The sequence below is a fragment of the Micromonospora sp. NPDC049175 genome, assembly GCF_043197345.1.
Taxonomy (GTDB): domain Bacteria; phylum Actinomycetota; class Actinomycetes; order Mycobacteriales; family Micromonosporaceae; genus Micromonospora.
This window is the reverse complement of sequence record NZ_JBICSY010000002.1, coordinates 368,356-386,730: the sequence shown is the minus strand read 5'-3', so window position 1 is coordinate 386,730 and position 18,375 is coordinate 368,356. Positions and strand designations below refer to the sequence as shown.

Genomic DNA, 18,375 nt, shown 5'->3' with positions numbered 1-18,375 from the left:
CCGCATCCTACTGCCCACCGCTCCAGCCCAGTTGATCATGAGGTTGGCGGGCCTTTGAGTGATCCACTAGCCCGTCAACCTCATGATCGACGGGAATGAGCGACTGCGATCGCCTGGCGGACCGTGTGGGGGATGTAGTCGGGATGGAGAGTGTCCTGCCAGGTGAAGCGGAGGATGGTCCAGCCGGCATTGACCAGGCGGTTCTGGCGGCGGCGGTCGGCGAAGACGGCCTCGGGTGAGCCGTGTGCGTCTCTGCCGTCCGCTTCGGCGATCACCTTTGGGCCCCTCCAGCCCAGGTCGCCGATGCCGAGCAGATACCCGTCGTCGTCGCGCACTTCCAGTTGGAGGGTGTCTGGGGGAACCCGCCCGTCGACACATCGCAGCCGCGAGCGGGTTTCCAATGGCGACTGTGCCCGACCATCAGCCTCGGCAAGGTAGACACGTGCTGCGACCGCGCCTCGCCGACCACGGATCAACGCTGGGATGGTTGCCAGGCATTCGGTCGTGAGTAGCCCCCGATTGAGCGCGGAGTCGAGCACCGAGACCGCCGTGTAGCGACGTTCCCGCAAGATAACCTCGGCGACGGTCAGCCGTGGCTCCGTAGCCGCGACCCCGTTCACCTGCATCACCGCGCTTGGAGCGCGTTCGAGTTGATGCAGCACGACCGCGGGATTCGACACTCGCGCCAGCTTGGCCGCCCGACCCGGCAGCCCCACATGAATCTCGTCCCGGCGCGGCAGTCCGGCGATGCCGTGCAACTCGGCCGCAGTGTCGAACACCGCGTGAGCGTGCCGGCCCAGCGAGAGCAACGCGGCACGAATTAGACACCGGCGAGCAGGTGGTGCACCGCACCGACCACGCGTCAGATAGACCGCTCGAGCGAGTGGCCACCACCGGCCCACGGCCACCAGGTGATCTATTTCGTGCCGACTGAATCCGGCTTTCTGTGCCTGCACCCGACTGATCAAGCCATCCTGAGCGGCCGCCATCGAGTGGACAAGGTCTGCGCGATCCACAGGAACCACGCTGACCGCCCATCCAACCAGCCACCACCCCTGTGGATAACCCTGTGGAAAACAGCGCCCACCCGCCGCGCGTGATCATGAGGTTGACGGGACCTTTGTCGATCGAACAACCCGTCAACCTCATGATCAACGGGGCTGACTAGAGGAGGGGGTGGAGGACTACGTTTTCTTCTCGGCCTGGGCCTACGCCTACGACGCTTACCTTGGTGTTGCAGAGTTCTTCCACCCGGGCGATGTAGCGGCGGGCGTTCTCCGGTAGGTCTTCGGCGGTCCTCGCCTTGGTGATGTCCTCCCACCAGCCGTCGAGTTCCTCGTAGACAGGCGTGGCGTGGTGGAAGTCGGTCTGGCTCATCGGCATGTCGTCGACCCGGACGCCGTTGATCTCGTAGCCGACGCAGAGCGGCACCTTGGGCAGGCCGGTGAGCACGTCCAGCTTGGTGATGACCAGGTCGGTGACGCCGTTGAGGCGGCAGGCGTACCGGGCGACGACCGCGTCGAACCACCCGCACCGACGCTCCCGACCGGTGGTCGTGCCGTACTCCGCACCGATCTTGCGCAGGTGATCGCCGTTGGCGTCGAACAGCTCGGTCGGGAACGGTCCCGCGCCGACCCGGGTGGTGTACGCCTTGCTCACCGCGATCACCTTGTTGATCGCGGTCGGCGGGATGCCGGCGCCGACGCAGGCACCACCGGCGGTCGGGTTGGACGAGGTCACGAAGGGGTACGTGCCGTGGTCCATGTCGAGCATGGTGGCCTGCGCGCCCTCCAGCAGCACCGTGTCGCCCCGGTCCAGGGCGTCCCAGAGCATCGCCCGGGTCTCCGCGATGTACGGCTTGAGCCGCTCGGCGTACGCCAGGTACTCCTCGACGGTCGCCTCGAGATCGATCGCCTTGCGGTTGTAGACCTTGAACAGGATCTGGTTCTTCTCGCGCAGCGCGAGTTCCAGCTTCTTGCGCAGGATGCCGGGGTCGAGCAGGTCCTGTAGCCGGATGCCGATCCGGGCGACCTTGTCGCCGTACGCCGGGCCGATGCCCCGGCCGGTCGTGCCGATCCGCGACGAACCGAGATAACGCTCGATCACCCGGTCCAGTGCCCGGTGGTGCGGCATGATCAGGTGCGCGTCACCGGAGATCCGAAGCCGGGACACGTCGACGCCGCGCTCGGCCAGGCCGTCGATCTCGGCGAGCAGCACCTTCGGATCGACCACCACACCGTTGCCGATGACGATCATCGCGTTCGGCGAGAGCGCTCCGGACGGCATCAGGTGCAGCGCGTACTTCTGGCCGTCAGGGGTGATCACCGTGTGGCCGGCGTTGTTGCCACCGGAGTAGCGCACGACGTAGTCGACCCGCTCACCCAGCAGGTCGGTAACCTTGCCCTTGCCCTCGTCGCCCCACTGAGCGCCGATGAGCACGATCGCTGGCATCTTTTCCGCCTCCAGAAGGCTCGGGTGCCAGGTGGCGACCGGTTGGCGAGCCCGGGGTGTCAGGTTAACAAGTAATGACGGCGTGGCCGGCAGGGGTCGCGTCGAGAGGCAGGAGGCTCCTTCCGTGTACGACGTGGTGCTGCTCACCCTCGGTTCGGAGCGGGACGCTCCCGGGGGCTGTGGCAGCGGCGGGGCCTGCTGCGGCGGCGCGACCGAGTCCGCAACCGACCCGACGAAGCAGACCGACAGTGGCCCGGCTTCCCCGGCCCAGACCGACGGCGGCACCGAGACCGGCGGCGACACCCGGGCCCCCGGCGATACCGAGGGGTGCGCCACCGAGCGGCCCCGGGTGCCGGTGCTGGCCTGCTCGGACGCGCTGATCGCCAGGGGCGCCCGGGTGGAGATGGTCACCGCCCGCTCCGACGCGGAGATCGACGCGGTGCTGGCCCGGCTCGACGGTCCGGCCCGCCCGGACGGCCTCACCTGGCCCGACCTGGACGGCAAGACCCGCCTGGTCGTCGCCACGGCGAGCGACGGGCAGTTGCGCGCCGTGCTGCGCCGGCTGGTCCGGCGGTACGCTCCCGCGCCGAGCAAGCGACCTGCGGATCTGCCCGGCAACCGGACCCTGCCCGACCTGCCGCCGGTGGCCGTACTCCCGCTCGATCCGGCCCGTGGCGGCACCCACCGGGACCTGGCGGCGCAGCTCGGGCTGCCGCGTGACCCGGCGGCGGTGGCCGCCGCGGTGGTGGACGGCACGGCACGGCGACTGGACCTGCTGCGCAACGACGGTGGCTCGGTGACCCTGGACGGCGCGCTGCTCGGCGCCGCCGATGACGCCGGCCGGCCGCTGCACTGGCGGGCCCGGGTGGAGGTGGACGACACCGTCCTCAGCAACGGTGACGAACCGCTGCTGGCCTGCGTGGTCGGCAACGCCGGCGGGTACGCGACGCTCGACGACGTGCTGCTGCTGGCCGCGCCGGACCCGGCCGACGGCCAGATCGAGGTCGCGGTGGCCGTGCCGGTGGTCGTCCGCTCGGCGCTGGGCCGCAAGCGGGTCCGTCTCGAGGTGCGGCGGGCCCGCGGGCGGGCCGTTTCGGTGCTACCCCGGGAGGGGAAGGTCCCCTACCTCGACGATGGTGTCGAGGCTGAGCTGACCCGAAAGCGTTCCTGGTGGATCGAGCCGGGCGCCTGGGCGGTCTGGTCGATCTGATCCTGGGCCGTGCCGGGCGATCTGATCCTGGGCCGTGCCGAGCGGGCGGCCCGACTGCGGCGACGGCCCCGTCCGGGTGGATGGGCCTATCCTCGCAGGAGGACTGGGAGGGGCCGTAATGGACGAGAACGCCGACCGAGCGCAGGTGCACGGCCAGCAGCCGGTGCCAGAGCGGGACATCGAACCACTCTGGCCACCCGATCCGGCCGACCACGGCACGGGTGACCCGGTGCCGCCGTGGGCGGCGGTCGCCCAACAGCGGGGTGCTCCGTCGTCGGTCGCGCCGGGGCCGGTGACGCCGCCGGTGGCCGCGCCGCCGATCAGCCGGTCGCCGGTTCCCGGGCAACCAGGGGCCCCGGCCCAGCCGCCGCCCTCGCCCTCCGACTACCCGTCGCTCTCCGGTGCCGTCCCGGCGCCCGGCGGCTGGGGCGTCGGCGGCTCGTCCGCCGCCGGGTCCGGCTGGGCACCAGCTCAGCCCAGTTGGCCGCCGCCGACTGACCCGGGGGTACCGGCCGCCGCGTCGACACCGCCGACCCCGAGCATGCCGCTGCCCCCCGGCACGCCGCTCACTCCCGGGGCACCCGGCACTCCGGCCACGCCAGCGGCACTCGGCCCGACGGCCACGTCCGGGGCACCCGACACTACGGGCACGTCCGGGGCACCCGGCACTCCGGCCACGCCAGGGGCTCACGGCCCGACGGCCACGTCCGGGGTGCCCGGCACTCCGGCCACGCCAGGGGCGCTCGGCACCACGGGCAGGCCAGGGGCGCCCGGCACCTCCGCGACCACCACGGCGGGGAGCAACGGCGGCCCGGCCGGCAGTGGCACCGCCCAGGCACGTGCTGTGACATCACACACCGGCACCGCGTCGCCGGAGCGCCAGCCGGAGACGACGAGCCCCGTCGCCGGGACGACGAGCAGCGCGGCCGGGACGCCCAGCAGCGCGGCCGGGGCGGCGCAGGGACCGGCTGGTGACTGGGCTCCGACCGCCGTCGCCGCGCCGATCCCTCCGGGGGGCGTGGACCTGGACCTGCCGTTCACCCTGGATCACCCCACCGCCGCCTCGACGCCCGCCGACCACCTCACGGGCGCGAGCACACCCACCGACCACCCCACGGGCGCGAGCACCCCCACCGACAGCCCGAACGGCGCAACCCCGACCTCCGCAGACCCGGCAGCGGCCGGGCAAGCGGCGGCAGGGCCCGTGCCCCAGGTCGACGGGACCGGACTGGACGGGTCTGCCGGCGGGGTGGGACGGCCGACCGAGTCGCCCTGGGCCTACCCGCCGCAGCGTCCCGCGTCAGCGTCCGCGCCGGCCCACGACGAGGCCGCCGCCGCGATGCCGCCGCCTCCCGTGCCGCCCGGACCGCAGCCGCCGCACTCCGGTCCCGATCCGGCGTACCCGGGCCCGTCGGTCACCCCGGTGATCCCCGGCCAGGCCGGCCCCGGGGAGATTCCGCCGCCGCCGGACCTGACGTACTTCAGCAACCTGGCGCAGCAGGCTGCCCAGCAGGCCGGGCCGGCGACTCCACCGCCCGGGCCGTTTCCGCCGTCTCCGGGTTGGTACCCACCGCCGTGGCAGCAGGGCGCGCCGGGCGTCCAGGCTGGGCAGCCCTATCCGGAGGCCGATGGAGTGACCCGGGTGCCCGCCGCCGGGTACCCGGAGGCGACCGCGTACGCGGATGCGAGTTGGACGCCGGAGGAGACAGCGGTACCGACCGCCGAGGACTTCACCCGGCGCCGGCAGGTCCGGCCCGCCGACCCGGTGGCGACGATGGGTGTCCGCGCGGTGGTCAACAAGATGGGGTTGCTCCGGCTGTCTCCGGGTCGGCACGAGCAGGAGCTCAAGCGCGACATCGAGATGGTGCGCCGCAACTTCGGCGGGCTGCGGCAGGTGACGGTGGTCAACCCGAAGGGCGGCGCCGGTAAGACGGTGGCCATCCTGCTGCTCGCCATGACGTTCGGTCAGAAGCGCGGCGGCTACGTGCTGGCGTGGGACAACAACGAGACCCAGGGCACCCTGGGGATGCGCGCCCAGCAGGACTTCCACTCCCGCACCGTGCGGGACATGCTGCGGGATCTCGGACAGTTCCAGGGCGCGCACGGGCGCGTCGGTGACCTGTCGCAGTACGTCCGCTCGCAGGGCGAGGGAATGTTCGACGTGTTGGCCTCGGACGAGTCGGCAACCGGTGGCGAGATGCTGACCGCTGCCGCGTTCGCCGAGATCCGCGAGGTGGTCAGCCGGTTCTATAAGTTGATCTTCGTGGACACCGGCAACAACGTACGGGCGCAGAACTGGCAGGCCTCGATGGACGCCACCGACCAGTTGGTGGTCACGATGTCGGCCCGTAACGACTCGGCGGAGACGGCCGCCCGGATGCTCGACCACCTGGAGCAGAGCGGCCGGCAGCGGCTGGTCCGCCAGGCCGTGACCGTGGTGTCGATGCCCCCGTCGCGCAAGGAGATCGACCTGCCGGCCATCCAGGAGCACTTCGCGGCCCGTACCCGGGCGGTGCTGCTGGCCCCGTACGAGCGGCTCATCGACACCGGCGAGCCGATCCGGTACGGCGGGCTCTCCTCGGCCACCCGCGACGCCTGGCTGAAGATCGCCGCCGCGGTCGCCGAAGGGTTGTAGATGGCCGACGGCCGGCCCGATGTCGGGCCGGCCGTCGGATCGGGGTCAGTTGCTCGCGAGCGCGTCCGCCGCTTCCGGGTCGCAGTCACGCAGGAACTGGGCGCAGCGGGCCGCCTCGTCGGCCTCGCCGATCTCGTCCGCCGCGCGGGACAGCACGTAGAGGCAGCGGAGGAAGCCCCGGTTGGGCTCGTGTGACCACGGCACCGGGCCGTGCCCCTTCCACCCGCTGCGACGCAACTGGTCGAGGCCCCGGTGGTAGCCGGTGCGCGCGTAGGCGTACGCCGTCACCACCTGGTCCTGGGCGAACGACCGGGCCGCGAGCTCCGCCCAGGCCGCACTGTAGGTGGGGAAGCCGGCCGCGACGCTTGCGTACGCCTCCTCGGTGCCGGCCTCCTCGGCGGCGGCCAGGGCGGCGTCGGCCTCGTCGTTCGCGGGCAGGCGGGTGGCCGGTGGCTCTGGCAAAAGGTTCTGCATCGCCCCATTCAACCCGCTGGACAGGGCGACACGCGAGCGGGTCGGCCTGCGCGTTCGGCTGAACGGCTGAGGAGTTCATCACGCCTGCGGCCTATGCCGCTGCCGAGTGTTTTCCACTACAACTAATGGTCCGGAGCCTCCCCAGGAACCGGTTATGCAGGAGCCCGGTGGCCACGGTCACCGGGCTCCTGTCGGTTTCAGCCCAGGCCCGAGGTTTGGGGGCCCGCGGCGGACGGGCAGGATGGCCTGGTGCCGACCCCACCTCCCGCGGACGTCATCGAGCCGCACCTGCACGCCGACGAGATCCAGACCCGCGACGAGTTCGATCGGCAGTTGGCCACCGGCCGGCTGACCGGGCTGACCGTGCAGGGCCTGCGCCTCGACCTGGCGCCGGTGCCCGACCTGAGGGGCATCGAGGTCGCCGGCACGCTGTTCGTGGGATGCCGGTTCGCCTCCCGGGACGTCGGGGCCGACCTGGTCCGGCGCGGCGCGAACGTGGTGCCGCCGTTCTCGGGGCTGCCGTACCCGACCCAGCCGTCGCACCTCTACACCCCGGAGGAGCTGGCCGCCGGGTTCGCCGAGGGCGGGTTCACCGGGATGTACGACACCCGGGTGTACGACCACTTCCGGGCGCACGGCGGCGCGCTGCCGGACGTCCGGGAGGCGCTGGGTCAGCGGCTGCACGACCACGGCGTGGACAACGCGCTGACCGACGCCACCCGGGCCTGGCTGGCCCGACACGGGCCGCAGTCGGTGGTGGGCATCATGGGCGGGCACGCGGTGCGGCGGGGCAGCCCGCCGTACCGGATGGCTGCCGTGCTGGGTTGGGAGCTGGCGCGGGCCGACCGGCTGGTGGTGACCGGCGGCGGTCCGGGGGTGATGGAGGCGGCGAACCTCGGCGCCTACCTGGCGGACCGGCCGGCGGCCGAGTTGACCGAGGCGATCGACAGGTTGTCCGGGGCGCCCGACTTCACCGACCACCACAGGTACACGGCCACGGCGTTGGCGGTGCGGCAGCGCTACGCGAGCGTGCCCCGGCAACGTGGTGACGACCTCGGCTGGGCGCGGGCCGGTGGGCTGGCCATCCCGACCTGGCTGTACGGACACGAGCCGGCGAACCTGTTCGCCGGGCGGATCGCCAAGTACTTCTCGAACGCGATCCGGGAGGACACCATCCTGCGACTCGCCCGGGGTGGCATCGTCTTCGCGCCCGGGCGGGCGGGCACGGTGCAGGAGGTGTTCCAGGCGGCCACCAAGACCTACTACGGCACCGACGGCGCCAGCGGCGCGTACATCTTCCTGGACCGCGGTTACTGGACCTCCGAGCTGCCGGTGGAGGCGTTGTTGCGCCCGCTGCTGGCCGCGTCGCCGTTCGGTGACCTGTCCTCGACGATCCACCTCACCGACGACGTACACGAGGCCGTCCGCCTGCTCACCGCCTGAACGACGACGGCCGGCTGCCCCGCGCGGGGAAGCCGGCCGTTCGTGGTGCGTCGTTACTTGGTCATCGTGGTGCCGGTGGAGCGGAGGTGCTCGCACGCCTCGACGACCCGGGCGGCCAGGCCGGCCTCGGCGGCCTTGCCCCAGGCGCGGGGGTCGTACTGCTTCTTGTTGCCGACCTCGCCGTCGATCTTCAGCACGCCGTCGTAGTTGCGGAGCATGTGGTCCGCGACGGGCCGGGTGAAGGCGTACTGGGTGTCGGTGTCGATGTTCATCTTCACCACGCCGTAGTCGAGAGCCTCCCGGATCTCGCTCAGCAGGGAGCCCGAGCCGCCGTGGAAGACCAGGCTGAGCGGCTTGTCCTTGCCGTACTTGGCGCCGACAGCCTCCTGGATCTGGTTGAGGATCTCCGGACGGAGCTTGACGTTGCCCGGCTTGTAGACGCCGTGCACGTTGCCGAAGGTCAGCGCCGCCATGTAGCGGCCCTTCTCGCCGAGGCCGAGCGCCTCGACCATGGCCAGGCCGTCATCGGTGGTGGTGTAGAGCTTGTCGTTGATGGCATTCTCGACGCCGTCCTCCTCGCCACCGACGACGCCGACCTCGATCTCGAGGACGATCTTGGCCTTGGCGGCCTCGTCGAGCAGCTGGGCGGCGATCTGGAGGTTCTCCGCGACCGGCACGGCCGAACCGTCCCACATGTGCGACTGGTACAGCGGCTCGTCGCCGCGCTGCACCCGCTCCTGCGAGATGGCCATCAGCGGACGGACGAACTTGTCCAGCTTGTCCTTCGGGCAGTGGTCGGTGTGCAGGGCGATGTTCACCGAGTACTTCTTGGCGACCTCGTGCGCGTACGCGGCGAACGCCACGGCGCCGGTGACCATGTCCTTGATCGAGGGGCCGGACAGGTATTCGGCACCACCTGTGGAGACCTGGATGATGCCGTCGCTCTCCGCGTCGGCGAAGCCCTTGAGCGCCGCGTTCAGCGTCTGCGAGGAGGTCACGTTGATCGCGGGGTACGCGTACCGGCCAGCCTTGGCGCGGTCCAGCATCTCCGCGTAGGCCTCGGGGGAAGCGATGGGCATGTGATGCGCTCCTTACTTACCACTCTCGGCCGTGCTGGCCGCTGTTGTTCGTTCGTGCGCCGGACCGCGCTGTCCTCCGCCCGGAAGTATCCCGTAGGTGAGGTGTGCCGGAACAACCGACCCGGGTGCTAGCCGTTCACCGACGGTCCAGGTTGTCCGGCACGATGACGCTGATCAGCCAGGTGGCCACTGTCATCACGATGGCGCCCCAGAACGCCGCCCAGAAACCGTCCACCTGGAACGGCAGGTCGAGCCCACGCGCGATCCGGTCGGTGAGCAGGAACAGCAACGCGTTGACCACGAGCGCGAACAGGCCCAGGGTCAGCAGGTAGAACACGCAGCCGACCACCCGGATGATCGGTTTGAGCACCGCGTTGATGACACCGAAGATCAGCGCCACCACGATCAGGGTGAGCACTGTGTTGCCACCCGAGCGGCCGTGCACGTCGACCCCGGGCACGATCAGCGTGGTTATCCACAGAGCGACCGCGGTGATCGCGAGTCGGATGAGAAAGCCCACCGCACCATCCTGGCACCGGGCCGCGACGTCGAGGGCTGATTCCGCCTACTCCGCTTCCGGGCGCGGTGCCGGCCCAGCCCGTACGGTGGGTGGGAACCATGCCCCGAGACCCCCGGGAGGGACGATGGGTCAGCCCGACGAGGACTTCACCCCCGGCGACCACCTCGTCCCGGACGAGCGCAACCCCGAGGCCGAGCCGGCCGACGCGGTCGAGCAGGCCACGGCGGTCGGCCCGGCCGACGGTGACGGCACCCCGCAGCGCGGCCTGGAGGTCGACGACTGGGACGCGATGGAGCAGGCCCGGGTGGTCACCGGCGACGAGGACGACTACCGCTGAGCGTTCAGCGAGCGCCGTCCACGAGCTTCGGGTGGCGGGCCACCCAGTCGCCGAGCCGATCCTCGCGCAGCGCGGCCAGGAACTCCGGGGCGAGCGTCGGGTCCGCCTCCAGATAGTGGCTCGGCCCGTCCGCCTCGTGCACCGGCAGGCTGAGCCCCACCGGCTCCACCGAGCGCAGCGTCGGGACGAGCCGCAGCAACTCCAGCATGGTGGCCTCACCCGGTGACACGGCGAGACCCGGTCCGACGGCGCTCAGCAGCGTGGCGAGTCGTACCGGATTGGTGAGCACGCCCTGATCGGAGGCCGAACGGATCAGCCCGGTCGCGAAGAGCCGGGCGTTGCGGTCGCGGTCCTGGCTGCCCTCGGACAGCCCGTAGCGCTGGCGGAGCAGGTCGACAGCACCGGCGCCGTCGAGACGCTGGCACGCGGCCGGGAAGACCCGTCGGGTGTGTGCCGAGCGCACCTGCTCGGGCAGACAGACCGACACCCCGCCCACCTCGTTCGTCAGCGTGCGCAGACCGGGATACGTCAGCACCAGGCCGGTCTCGATCCGGGCCCCGGTCAGCTGCGTGATCGTCGAGCGGGCCAGCTCGTACCCCTTGGCCGTCTGCCGGCCGGTGGGGCCGGCGCCCAGCGCGAACGCCGTGTTCAACTTGTCGGTGCCGTGGCCGGGAACGGGCACCCTCAGGTCGCGGGGTAGGGAGACCAGGTACGGGCGGCTGCGGTCGGCCGGGATGTGCACGAGCAGGATCGAGTCGGCCAACTGTTGCCGTGGCGCGGTGCTGTCGATGCCGAGCAGCAGGACTGTCACAGCTCCCGTCGTCAGGGGCCGATCCGACGCGTCGGCCACCCCGGCGACCTGCGGCGACCCGGCTCGCTCCGGAGTGAACAGCGGCACCCCGACGCCCAGTACGCCGAGCACGGCCAGGGCCGTGCCGCCGGCCTGCCAGCGACGCCGACGCTGCCGGCGACGTACCGCCAGGCGGTCGATCGCGGCACGCAGCGGGCCGGTCGACGGGGTGAGCGTCTCGTGCCGGGTGAAGGCGGCACGCAGGTCGTCCTCGATCATTGTCATACCTCCACGTACTCGGCCCGGAGCGTGGCCAGGGCTCGGGAGATGGACGAACGGACGGTCCCGACGGCACAGCCGAGGATGTCGGCGATCTCCGCGTCGGGCAGATCCTCGTAGTAGCGCAGCACCAGGGTGGCGCGCTGCCGTCGCGGCAGCCGGGACAGCCAGGACCAGATCTGGTCGCGGTCCACGGCGGACTGGGTGTGGTCGGTGGGCGCCGGCACCGTCGTGTCGGCCTCCCCGCGCAGCAGCACCCGGCGGACCCAGGAGCCGCGCCGCCAGTCGACGTACTGGTTGGTGAGCATCCGGCGAACGTAGTGCTCGGGGGAATCCGCGCGGGCGACCCGGCGCCAGTTCAGTTGGACCCGGACCATGGTCTCCTGGACCAGGTCCTGGGCCTGGTGCGGATCACCGGTGAGCATCACCGCGTACCGCAGTAGCGGGGCCAGCCGCGTGTCCGCGAACTCCTCGTACGTCACTGCACCTCCCGGGGCTCCTACCCCAGATGACGGAAGCGGGCGTACGGAACATTGCAGTAAGGCCCACCGAACTCCACTACGCGGGCGGGTGGCGCGGTGCCGGTCCGGCGCGGCCCGGACCCTGGGCTTCGGTACCCTTTGTGGCCGTGGACACAGCTGAGAAGACCCGCGCTCTCATGGAGAGCGTCGCCCTGAACCCGCTCGATCCCAAGGATCTGTTGCAGACCTTCGGGCTGATCGGCGTGTGGGTGATCCTCTTCGCCGAAACCGGCCTGCTGGTCGGCTTCTTCTTCCCGGGCGACTCACTGCTGTTCCTCGCCGGGGTGGCCTCGTCGCCGGTGGCGGACGCGATCTTCGGTGACGGCACTCGACTGTCCCTGGTCGGCCTGCTGATCGGCGGCCCGATCTGCGCGATCGCCGGCGCCCAGCTGGGGCACTGGCTCGGTTCCCGGTATGGCCGGCCGATGTTCGAGCGGCCGAACTCCCGCCTCTTCAAGAAGGAGTACGTGGAGAAGGCCGAGTACTACTTCCAGAAGTTCGGCCCGGCGAAGGCCGTGGTGCTGGCGCGCTTCATCCCGATCGTCCGGACGTTCCTCAACCCGGTCGCGGGCGCGCTCGGCATGCCGGCCCGCAAGTTCCTGCTCTGGAACATCGTCGGCGCGGTGCTCTGGGTGGACGGCATCCTGCTGATCGGCTACCTGCTCGCCGAGCAGATCTACGAAGCCATCGGCGACAAGATCGATCGTTACATCCTGCCGGTGGTGGCCCTGATCGTCCTGATCTCGGTGCTGCCGATCTTCTTCGAGTTCCTCCGCGACAGGCGTGCGCGTAAGCGCGGCGAGGCGGTCGCGGTGGTCGCGGCGGCCAGCGCCGCCGGCGCGGTGGAGGCGGCCCGCGAGGCGTTCGACCACGACCGGCACCAGCACGGCCGGCACCGCCCGGAGCACGGCCAGGATCACTGAGCCCACGTACGACGACGACGGCCGGCCCCTGGTGCGGGGGTCGGCCGTCGGCATGTCGGACCCGGCCTCCGGCGGTGCGGCCGGGGACGAGCAGGTGTTACCCACCGATGGCGCCACCCCTGGCTCGCCACCGGACGCCGTCCCGGAGCGGGACGGCGTGCAGTGCCTACGTCAGCGGGCCTTCTTGGTGGCCCGCTTACGCGGCGGGGTCAGCAGGTCGGCGATCGTCGCGATCGCACTCGGGACCAGGCTGTAGTACGCCCAGACACCGCGCTTCTCCCGCTGCAGCAAGCCCGCCTCGGTGAGGATACGCAGGTGATGACTGACCGTCGGCTGAGAGAGGCCGAGCGGCGCCGTCAGGTCACAGACGCACGCCTCGCCCTCGGGGGCCGACTGGATCAGGCTGAGCAGCCGCAGCCGAGCAGGATCCGCAAGGGCCTTGAGGACCCCGGCGAGACGCTCGGCATCGGCACGTTCGATCGGCTCGCCGTTAAGCGGCGAGATCTGAGGCATAGTCATTTCGGCCAACGCAGTTCCCACGTATTCCATCCTTCCACCAGCAGCATCGATCCGCCTGCATATCAGCAGATCCGAATCGGCAAACTTTTACGCCACAAGGCCGAGGTCAGCCAACGTATAGGCCGCCCGGTAAGGCAATCCGGCGGCTCGCACCGCGTCGCCGGCGCCTCGATCAACAATAACCGCCACGCCCACGACTTCCGCCCCGGCCTCGCGAAGCGCCTCGACAGCGGTCAACACACTTCCGCCCGTCGTGGATGTATCTTCCACCGCCAACACTCGGCGGCCGGCCACCTCCGGTCCCTCGATCCGCCGTTGCAGACCGTGTGCCTTGCCCGCCTTGCGCACCACGAAGGCGTCCAGGGCACGGCCGGTCGGAGCGGCGGCGTGCAGCATCGAGACCGCGACGGGATCCGCGCCAAGGGTGAGGCCACCGACCGCGGCGTAATCCCAGTCGGCGGTGAGGTCGAGCAACACCCGGCCGACCAGAGGAGCGGCCTGGTGATGGAGCGTGACGCGCCGCAGATCCACGTACCAGTCTGCCTCCCGCCCCGAGGAGAGCACGACCCGTCCGTGGACCACGGCCAGGTCGGTAATGAATTTACGCAGGTCGTCGTGGTCCCCCATGGCGATAGAGGTTACTGCGCAAGTCTGAACGGCGTGTGCGGGGTCCACCCTGACCAGCCCGGCGAGGCACCGATGGTTGGCGATGTACCACTACGCTCAGCGACTGTCCTGACAGCGGCGCGCCAACGTCTCCGCACCGGCCACCGGGCGACGACGGGCCCGTCGGGGCTCAGTGCTCGTCGCGACCGATCCGGCCGCGAGTGTCCCGGGCGACCGCCTGGAGCAGCCGACGCGGCGCGTGCCGCATGCCGGCGACGACCACCTTGTACTTCCATGCCGGGACACTGACCATCTTGCCTTTGCCCAGGTCACGCAGGGCTTCGTCGACCACATCCTCGGCCCGCAGCCACAGCCACTCGGGTGTCTTGGACATGTTGATGCCGGCCCGCTCGTGGAACTCCGTGCGGGTGTAGCCGGGGCAGAGGGCCATCACGCGGACCCCGAACGGCCGGGCCGACAGACCAACCGACTCACTGAAGTTGGTGACCCACGCCTTGCTGGCCGAGTACGTCGATCCGGGCATGGCCGTACCGAACCCGGCGACCGAAGAGACATTTATCACTGCCCCATTCCGGCGGTCGGTCATCGGTCGCAACGCCGCCAGGGTCAGCCGCATGACCGCGTGCACGTTGAGCCGCAACAGTCGCGCCTCGTCCTCCGCGGTGGACCGCAGGAACGGTTTGTTCAGGCTGATCCCGGCATTGTTGACGAGCAGGTGCACCGGGCCGCCGTCGGCGAGCCGCCGCTCCACGATGGCGCACCCGTCGTCGGTGGACAGATCCGCCGGGATCGTCTCCATCTCGCGGCCGTGGGCGGAACCCAACTCGCCGGCCAGCTCGGCCAACCGGGCCGCGTCGCGGGCGACGAGCACCAGATGCCAACCGTCGGCGGCCAGCCGCCTGGCGAACGCCGCGCCGATGCCTGCGGTCGCCCCGGTGATCAGGGCCCGGCGCTCGGCAGTGGTGGGGTCGAGCGGCACGGGGCGGTCCTCACCTGGGCGGGTACGGGGGCGCGGGCGGCGCCGACTGCGGATAGTGCGGGACGGACGTGAACGCGGCCGGCGCGGTCGAGCGGCGGTGACCGAACCAGGCGTTCGCCGCCGGCAGGGCCAGCAGCACGGCTACTACAAGGTAACCGAGCACCTGCCCGACGGAAAGGCCGGCGTTGAGCGGGATCCACCAGGACGGGTAGGCGTCACCGATCAGGCCCAGCAACTCGGCGAAAGCCTGGTCGTCGGCGCCCAGTTGCAGCGGCGCGGCCCGTTCACCGATGAGCACCGCCACGCTGCAACAGCCACCGAGCACACCGAGCCCACTGACCACCCAGGTAGCCACCCGGACGCCGTTGCGGGCCGCCAGCAGACCGAGGGCCAGGCCGGCGAGCACCGGCGCGGAGAGCGCGGCCAGCACCGCCGACAGCACGGCGGACGCGCGCAGCAGGGTCACCGCGTCGTCGATCTGCTCCGGACTGGCCGAGGTGTCCCGGGCCGCGGAGCGGAACGCGTCGACAGTCCCGCCCAACACCACCAGGTCGACAACCGTGTACACGAGCGAGGCCACCGCCATCACCCACAGCACGGTTGCGGCCGACAGGACGACGGCAGGCCGGCGAGCCGATGCCGATTCGGGGTACGACACGACGAATCCCTCCGGTAGGCGTCGGGTTGCAACCTACTCGGAGGGATCGTCGGCGTCGTGCTTACCGGGCCGTCAGCTAGTGCTTACCGGGCTGTCGGCTCGTGCTCGTCGGGCCGTCAGCTCGTGCTCGTCGGGCCGTCAGCTCGTCGACGGTGGGGTCGACCCGGGCGGCGTGTCGTCCGGCCGGTTCGCCGGCGGGTAGCTCGGCTCCCCACTCGACGGGTAACCCGGCTCACCTGACGACTGCGGGTAGCCGGGCTGACCCGGGGTCTGCGGGGCACCCGGGTAGCTGGCGCCCGGGGCCGGCGGCTCCCAGGCCGCGGTGGCCTTGCGGAAGAACGGGTGGGCCTTCGGAAGCGCCAGCAGGATCAGCGCCGCGAGTAGCGCCGCGAGCCCCACGATGTTCACCGCTGTGCTGGTCGGGCCGTACCAGGATGGGAGGGCATCCGACATGCTGCGCTCGATCTCTGCGCCGCTCGGCGCATCGCCGCCGCCCCCCGACGCATTCTGCGAAAATCCGGACGCACCGCTGACGAGCGAGCCACCGACACAACAGACCATGATGCCGCCGACCACCCACGTGGTGATCCGGGTTCCGTTGCGTCCACGGTTGTTGAACATCGCCAGCACAACCAGGACGAGCGCGAGCACCAGGAGCACTGCGACGGAGGCAATCGTGAAGGCGACGGCGACCGTTCCGATGGTGTCGACGTCCTCCGTGCCCTGGTACGCATCCTGGAAGCCCTGCCGGATGCTGCCACTCACGCTGATGACCATGATCAGGCTGAGTAGCTGAGTGAGCGCGAACAGCAGCAGCAGATACGTCGAGATCGTCACGACACCCGGGCGCGCCGGAGTCGGCTTGCTGAGAGGATTGGCCATGGCTCTCCTTATGTGATCAGGATGACACCGTATCGACACCGCCCTACGAGCGACAGTTCAGGGACAAAGACCCAGGCAGGGGCGCGGGAGCCATCGGCGGCGTCGGGCCACTGTGGGCAGAGCGGTGAACCGTCGGAGTGTCGTCTGGCGCGTCTGCTCGTGACGGACTCCCGCCATCGACCGGAGCCTTGGGCCAAAGACCACTCAACGTCGACGCTTGCCTGCGCCATAAGGCGAGATCGCAAGCATTTGTGAAGCCGTTGAACTGCAAATACGTGAGTGGACACGGTGATCGGGGTTGCCAGTCAGGCCAGAGCGTGTTCCTATAGATGGGCGTCGACGGCCAGCAATTGGTAGTCAGCGCGGCTTCGTGGGCCCACGGGGGGTTTGCAAGCTGTCTTGGACAGCCGGCCTGTCTCAGGCAGGAAATGCCAAACGCTCAGAAGGAGCAAGTATTCAGAAGATTGTTCGCGCTGCGGCCCTGTCCGGCGCGCTCGCTGTCGGTACGCTCACCTTGGCCGCGCCAGCGCAGGCCGCCCCGACCGCTTCACCAGCTGTCGTGTCCAGCACCGCAGGGGATTTCGAGGCCCAGGGCTGGCCGGCGTGGGGCGTCTACAAGAATCTCGCCACCTGCATCACTGAAGGCGTGCGCCTCCAGAACCAGGGAATCCTAAGCGACTGGGCGTGCGTTTCCAATTTCTTCAACGTCCAAAGCATGCCGTACACCCTTGTCGGGCTGTTGGCTTAATTTCTGAATAGCCGCGCCGCGGCCGGGTCGGTTCACCTTTGAATGGCCGACTCGACCGCGGCGCGACAATTGGACGACGGCCCAATTCGCCCCACCATTCAACTCGCCTGAGTCCCGCCGCCTGTCTGAATTACCAGATCGGCGGGGTCGAGCAGATTACCGCGGGCCACTCGCCAACCCTCTTCGCCGTACGCCTCGAAGGACAGCCGCGCCCCGCCACCGGACTGGTAGTCGTGGTAGCGCATCGTCCCGGCCGGCGGCAGCCCGACCTCCTCGGTGGCCGTGTAGCGCGCCTGCCCTGTCTCGGCCCAGGTGTAACGCCGCCGGCCGAGGTCGATGGTCGGTGCACCCGGGGTCACGCTCGCGCCCGGCTCGGCCGTCCAGAGCACCAACTCCAGCTCGGGGCCGTCCTCCACGGAGAGCCGGTAGCGGGTGCCGGTGTCGTCGTCGAGCAGGTGCTGCACCCAGCTCCAGTCCCCCTCGACTAGGCGGATGGTGCCGCTCACCGCGTACTCCCGATTGCGGATCCGCACGCGGTCGCCCAGGCCCAGGCGAAGCGGGTCGCCGCGCAGCGACTGCGCCGTGGCATCCGACGACCGTCCGCCGGGTCTGGTCGCCGCCGACCGCCGGACCCGCACGGCGATGACGATGACGACCGCCGCAAGTACGGCAAGCGCCACCACCAGGTACGTCACTGACCTGCCCACCCGACCATCTCCCCAGGTACCTCGGCGCAGACGGTAACAATCCTCGGCTCCGGTGCGACCCGTACCGTGACCGACAGCTCAACTACCGACGGCAGTCGCGGCATCGCCTGTTGTGCACGATCGCACTGTGGACGGCCGGGTGGGCGGTGGTTCGTCCGTGTCCGCAGATGGATCAAGATGTGGCGAGCCGTTGGCTGGCGTAGTTGCCAAGGGTCTCGCGGCCCATCACACAGCCGACGAATGTGGTGAACTCGGTCGGGTCGTCCCGCAACGAGGTCCAGGCTGCTCGGGCCGCCGCCGGGTCGAGCCGTTCCAGCAGCGTGGCCGCGTACGCCCGGCCGGCGGGTGTGCCGTCGGCCAGCACGCGGTCGAGCTGCCGGCGGACCTCGTCGGGATGGTCGTCGAGCGCGGCCTCGACAGTGTGGAACGCCTCCGTCACCGGCAGCAGGGCCCCGGCGATGCCAACCCCACCGAAGGCGAGCGTGTCAGCCGCGACCAACGTGTCGACGGCTGCACCAAGGTCCCGCTCCCACTTCTTCCCAATCCCAAACATGCTCCAACTCTTTCCCCACCCACCCCACTTCGACCCCGGT

Annotated in this window: 21 protein-coding genes; 5 read left to right on the top strand and 16 right to left on the bottom strand. The window is 70.5% G+C overall.

The annotated features are described in order from the left end of the window. Window positions 1-80 precede the first annotated feature (80 nt). On the bottom strand, window positions 81-779 hold the full coding sequence (locus ACGFH8_RS08695; protein WP_393365328.1) for a hypothetical protein: 699 nt from the start codon (window positions 777-779) through the stop codon (window positions 81-83). Window positions 780-1,164: 385 nt separating this feature from the next. Further along, on the bottom strand, window positions 1,165-2,451 hold the full coding sequence (locus ACGFH8_RS08690; protein ID WP_393365326.1) for an adenylosuccinate synthase: 1,287 nt from the start codon (window positions 2,449-2,451) through the stop codon (window positions 1,165-1,167). Between the two features lie 124 nt (window positions 2,452-2,575). On the opposite strand from ACGFH8_RS08690, the gene ACGFH8_RS08685 reads away from it, so the two are divergent. After that, the gene (locus tag ACGFH8_RS08685; protein ID WP_393365324.1) at window positions 2,576-3,661 is read left to right on the top strand and encodes a hypothetical protein; all 1,086 of its coding nucleotides are present in this window, start codon (window positions 2,576-2,578) and stop codon (window positions 3,659-3,661) included. Window positions 3,662-4,132: 471 nt separating this feature from the next. On the opposite strand, the gene ACGFH8_RS08680 is transcribed toward ACGFH8_RS08685, so the two are convergent. After that, window positions 4,133-4,312 (bottom strand): hypothetical protein, encoded by a 180-nt coding sequence (locus tag ACGFH8_RS08680; protein WP_393365323.1) that lies wholly within the window; start codon window positions 4,310-4,312, stop codon window positions 4,133-4,135. A 36-nt stretch (window positions 4,313-4,348) separates the two neighbouring features. Then, complete coding sequence (locus ACGFH8_RS08675; RefSeq protein WP_393365321.1) at window positions 4,349-4,489, bottom strand: hypothetical protein; 141 nt, start codon at window positions 4,487-4,489, stop codon at window positions 4,349-4,351. Between the two features lie 16 nt (window positions 4,490-4,505). On the opposite strand from ACGFH8_RS08675, the gene ACGFH8_RS08670 reads away from it, so the two are divergent. Then, window positions 4,506-6,296, top strand: a complete 1,791-nt coding sequence (locus ACGFH8_RS08670; RefSeq protein ID WP_393365319.1) for a chromosome partitioning protein — start codon at window positions 4,506-4,508, stop codon at window positions 6,294-6,296. A 45-nt stretch (window positions 6,297-6,341) separates the two neighbouring features. Here the strand turns inward: ACGFH8_RS08670 and ACGFH8_RS08665 are convergent, their stop codons facing one another. After that, window positions 6,342-6,770, bottom strand: coding sequence for a DUF3151 domain-containing protein (locus ACGFH8_RS08665; protein ID WP_393365317.1), 429 nt, complete (start codon window positions 6,768-6,770; stop codon window positions 6,342-6,344). Between the two features lie 249 nt (window positions 6,771-7,019). On the opposite strand from ACGFH8_RS08665, the gene ACGFH8_RS08660 reads away from it, so the two are divergent. Continuing rightward, entirely contained in the window at window positions 7,020-8,213 is a 1,194-nt protein-coding gene (locus tag ACGFH8_RS08660) for an LOG family protein (RefSeq protein ID WP_393365315.1), read from the top strand. A 53-nt stretch (window positions 8,214-8,266) separates the two neighbouring features. On the opposite strand, the gene fbaA is transcribed toward ACGFH8_RS08660, so the two are convergent. Next, window positions 8,267-9,292, bottom strand: coding sequence for a class II fructose-bisphosphate aldolase (fbaA, locus tag ACGFH8_RS08655; protein WP_357555146.1), 1,026 nt, complete (start codon window positions 9,290-9,292; stop codon window positions 8,267-8,269). Between the two features lie 136 nt (window positions 9,293-9,428). Further along, entirely contained in the window at window positions 9,429-9,812 is a 384-nt protein-coding gene (locus ACGFH8_RS08650; protein WP_393365313.1) for a phage holin family protein, read from the bottom strand. A 124-nt stretch (window positions 9,813-9,936) separates the two neighbouring features. On the opposite strand from ACGFH8_RS08650, the gene ACGFH8_RS08645 reads away from it, so the two are divergent. Then, window positions 9,937-10,149 carry a hypothetical protein gene (locus ACGFH8_RS08645; protein ID WP_393365312.1) on the top strand — a complete coding sequence of 71 codons (213 nt, stop codon included), beginning with the start codon at window positions 9,937-9,939 and terminating at the stop codon, window positions 10,147-10,149. Between the two features lie 4 nt (window positions 10,150-10,153). On the opposite strand, the gene ACGFH8_RS08640 is transcribed toward ACGFH8_RS08645, so the two are convergent. Next, window positions 10,154-11,218: an LCP family protein gene (locus ACGFH8_RS08640; protein ID WP_393365310.1), complete on the bottom strand. Its 1,065-nt coding sequence runs from the start codon at window positions 11,216-11,218 to the stop codon at window positions 10,154-10,156. 2 nt (window positions 11,219-11,220) lie between these two features. After that, the gene (locus ACGFH8_RS08635) at window positions 11,221-11,700 is read right to left on the bottom strand and encodes a SigE family RNA polymerase sigma factor (protein ID WP_393365308.1); all 480 of its coding nucleotides are present in this window, start codon (window positions 11,698-11,700) and stop codon (window positions 11,221-11,223) included. 176 nt (window positions 11,701-11,876) lie between these two features. Here ACGFH8_RS08635 and ACGFH8_RS08630 point away from each other — a divergent pair, with 176 nt between their 5' ends. Beyond that, window positions 11,877-12,662, top strand: a complete 786-nt coding sequence (locus ACGFH8_RS08630; RefSeq protein ID WP_393367027.1) for a DedA family protein — start codon at window positions 11,877-11,879, stop codon at window positions 12,660-12,662. Window positions 12,663-12,833: 171 nt separating this feature from the next. Here ACGFH8_RS08630 and ACGFH8_RS08625 read toward each other — a convergent pair whose 3' ends face one another. The 7 genes from ACGFH8_RS08625 to ACGFH8_RS08595 form a co-directional block, all read right to left on the bottom strand. Then, the gene (locus tag ACGFH8_RS08625) at window positions 12,834-13,211 is read right to left on the bottom strand and encodes a helix-turn-helix transcriptional regulator (protein WP_030332125.1); all 378 of its coding nucleotides are present in this window, start codon (window positions 13,209-13,211) and stop codon (window positions 12,834-12,836) included. Between the two features lie 57 nt (window positions 13,212-13,268). Next, entirely contained in the window at window positions 13,269-13,808 is a 540-nt protein-coding gene (pyrE, locus tag ACGFH8_RS08620; protein ID WP_357373246.1) for an orotate phosphoribosyltransferase, read from the bottom strand. A gap of 169 nt (window positions 13,809-13,977) precedes the next feature. After that, window positions 13,978-14,787, bottom strand: a complete 810-nt coding sequence (locus ACGFH8_RS08615; protein WP_393365306.1) for an SDR family NAD(P)-dependent oxidoreductase — start codon at window positions 14,785-14,787, stop codon at window positions 13,978-13,980. Window positions 14,788-14,797: 10 nt separating this feature from the next. Further along, a complete protein-coding gene (locus ACGFH8_RS08610) occupies window positions 14,798-15,445 on the bottom strand; it encodes a hypothetical protein (protein ID WP_393365304.1) in 648 nt (215 codons plus the stop codon). A gap of 138 nt (window positions 15,446-15,583) precedes the next feature. Next, window positions 15,584-16,327: a hypothetical protein gene (locus tag ACGFH8_RS08605; RefSeq protein WP_393365302.1), complete on the bottom strand. Its 744-nt coding sequence runs from the start codon at window positions 16,325-16,327 to the stop codon at window positions 15,584-15,586. 846 nt (window positions 16,328-17,173) lie between these two features. Further along, window positions 17,174-17,782, bottom strand: a complete 609-nt coding sequence (locus ACGFH8_RS08600; RefSeq protein ID WP_393365300.1) for a DUF4178 domain-containing protein — start codon at window positions 17,780-17,782, stop codon at window positions 17,174-17,176. 172 nt (window positions 17,783-17,954) lie between these two features. Beyond that, window positions 17,955-18,335 (bottom strand): hypothetical protein, encoded by a 381-nt coding sequence (locus ACGFH8_RS08595; RefSeq protein WP_393365298.1) that lies wholly within the window; start codon window positions 18,333-18,335, stop codon window positions 17,955-17,957. Between the last annotated feature and the right edge of the window lie 40 nt (window positions 18,336-18,375).

What these genes read in the sequence shown, in the direction of transcription:
- ACGFH8_RS08640 (WP_393365310.1), bottom strand. Translation starts at nt 11,218, where the DNA reads ATGATCGAGGACGACCTGCGTGCCGCCTTCACCCGGCACGAGACGCTC.
- fbaA (WP_357555146.1), bottom strand. Translation starts at nt 9,292, where the DNA reads ATGCCCATCGCTTCCCCCGAGGCCTACGCGGAGATGCTGGACCGCGCC.
- ACGFH8_RS08605 (WP_393365302.1), bottom strand. Translation starts at nt 16,327, where the DNA reads ATGGCCAATCCTCTCAGCAAGCCGACTCCGGCGCGCCCGGGTGTCGTG.
- ACGFH8_RS08595 (WP_393365298.1), bottom strand. Translation starts at nt 18,335, where the DNA reads ATGTTTGGGATTGGGAAGAAGTGGGAGCGGGACCTTGGTGCAGCCGTC.
- pyrE (WP_357373246.1), bottom strand. Translation starts at nt 13,808, where the DNA reads ATGGGGGACCACGACGACCTGCGTAAATTCATTACCGACCTGGCCGTG.
- ACGFH8_RS08665 (WP_393365317.1), bottom strand. Translation starts at nt 6,770, where the DNA reads ATGCAGAACCTTTTGCCAGAGCCACCGGCCACCCGCCTGCCCGCGAAC.
- ACGFH8_RS08625 (WP_030332125.1), bottom strand. Translation starts at nt 13,211, where the DNA reads ATGGAATACGTGGGAACTGCGTTGGCCGAAATGACTATGCCTCAGATC.
- ACGFH8_RS08630 (WP_393367027.1), top strand. Translation starts at nt 11,877, where the DNA reads ATGGAGAGCGTCGCCCTGAACCCGCTCGATCCCAAGGATCTGTTGCAG.
- ACGFH8_RS08645 (WP_393365312.1), top strand. Translation starts at nt 9,937, where the DNA reads ATGGGTCAGCCCGACGAGGACTTCACCCCCGGCGACCACCTCGTCCCG.
- ACGFH8_RS08690 (WP_393365326.1), bottom strand. Translation starts at nt 2,451, where the DNA reads ATGCCAGCGATCGTGCTCATCGGCGCTCAGTGGGGCGACGAGGGCAAG.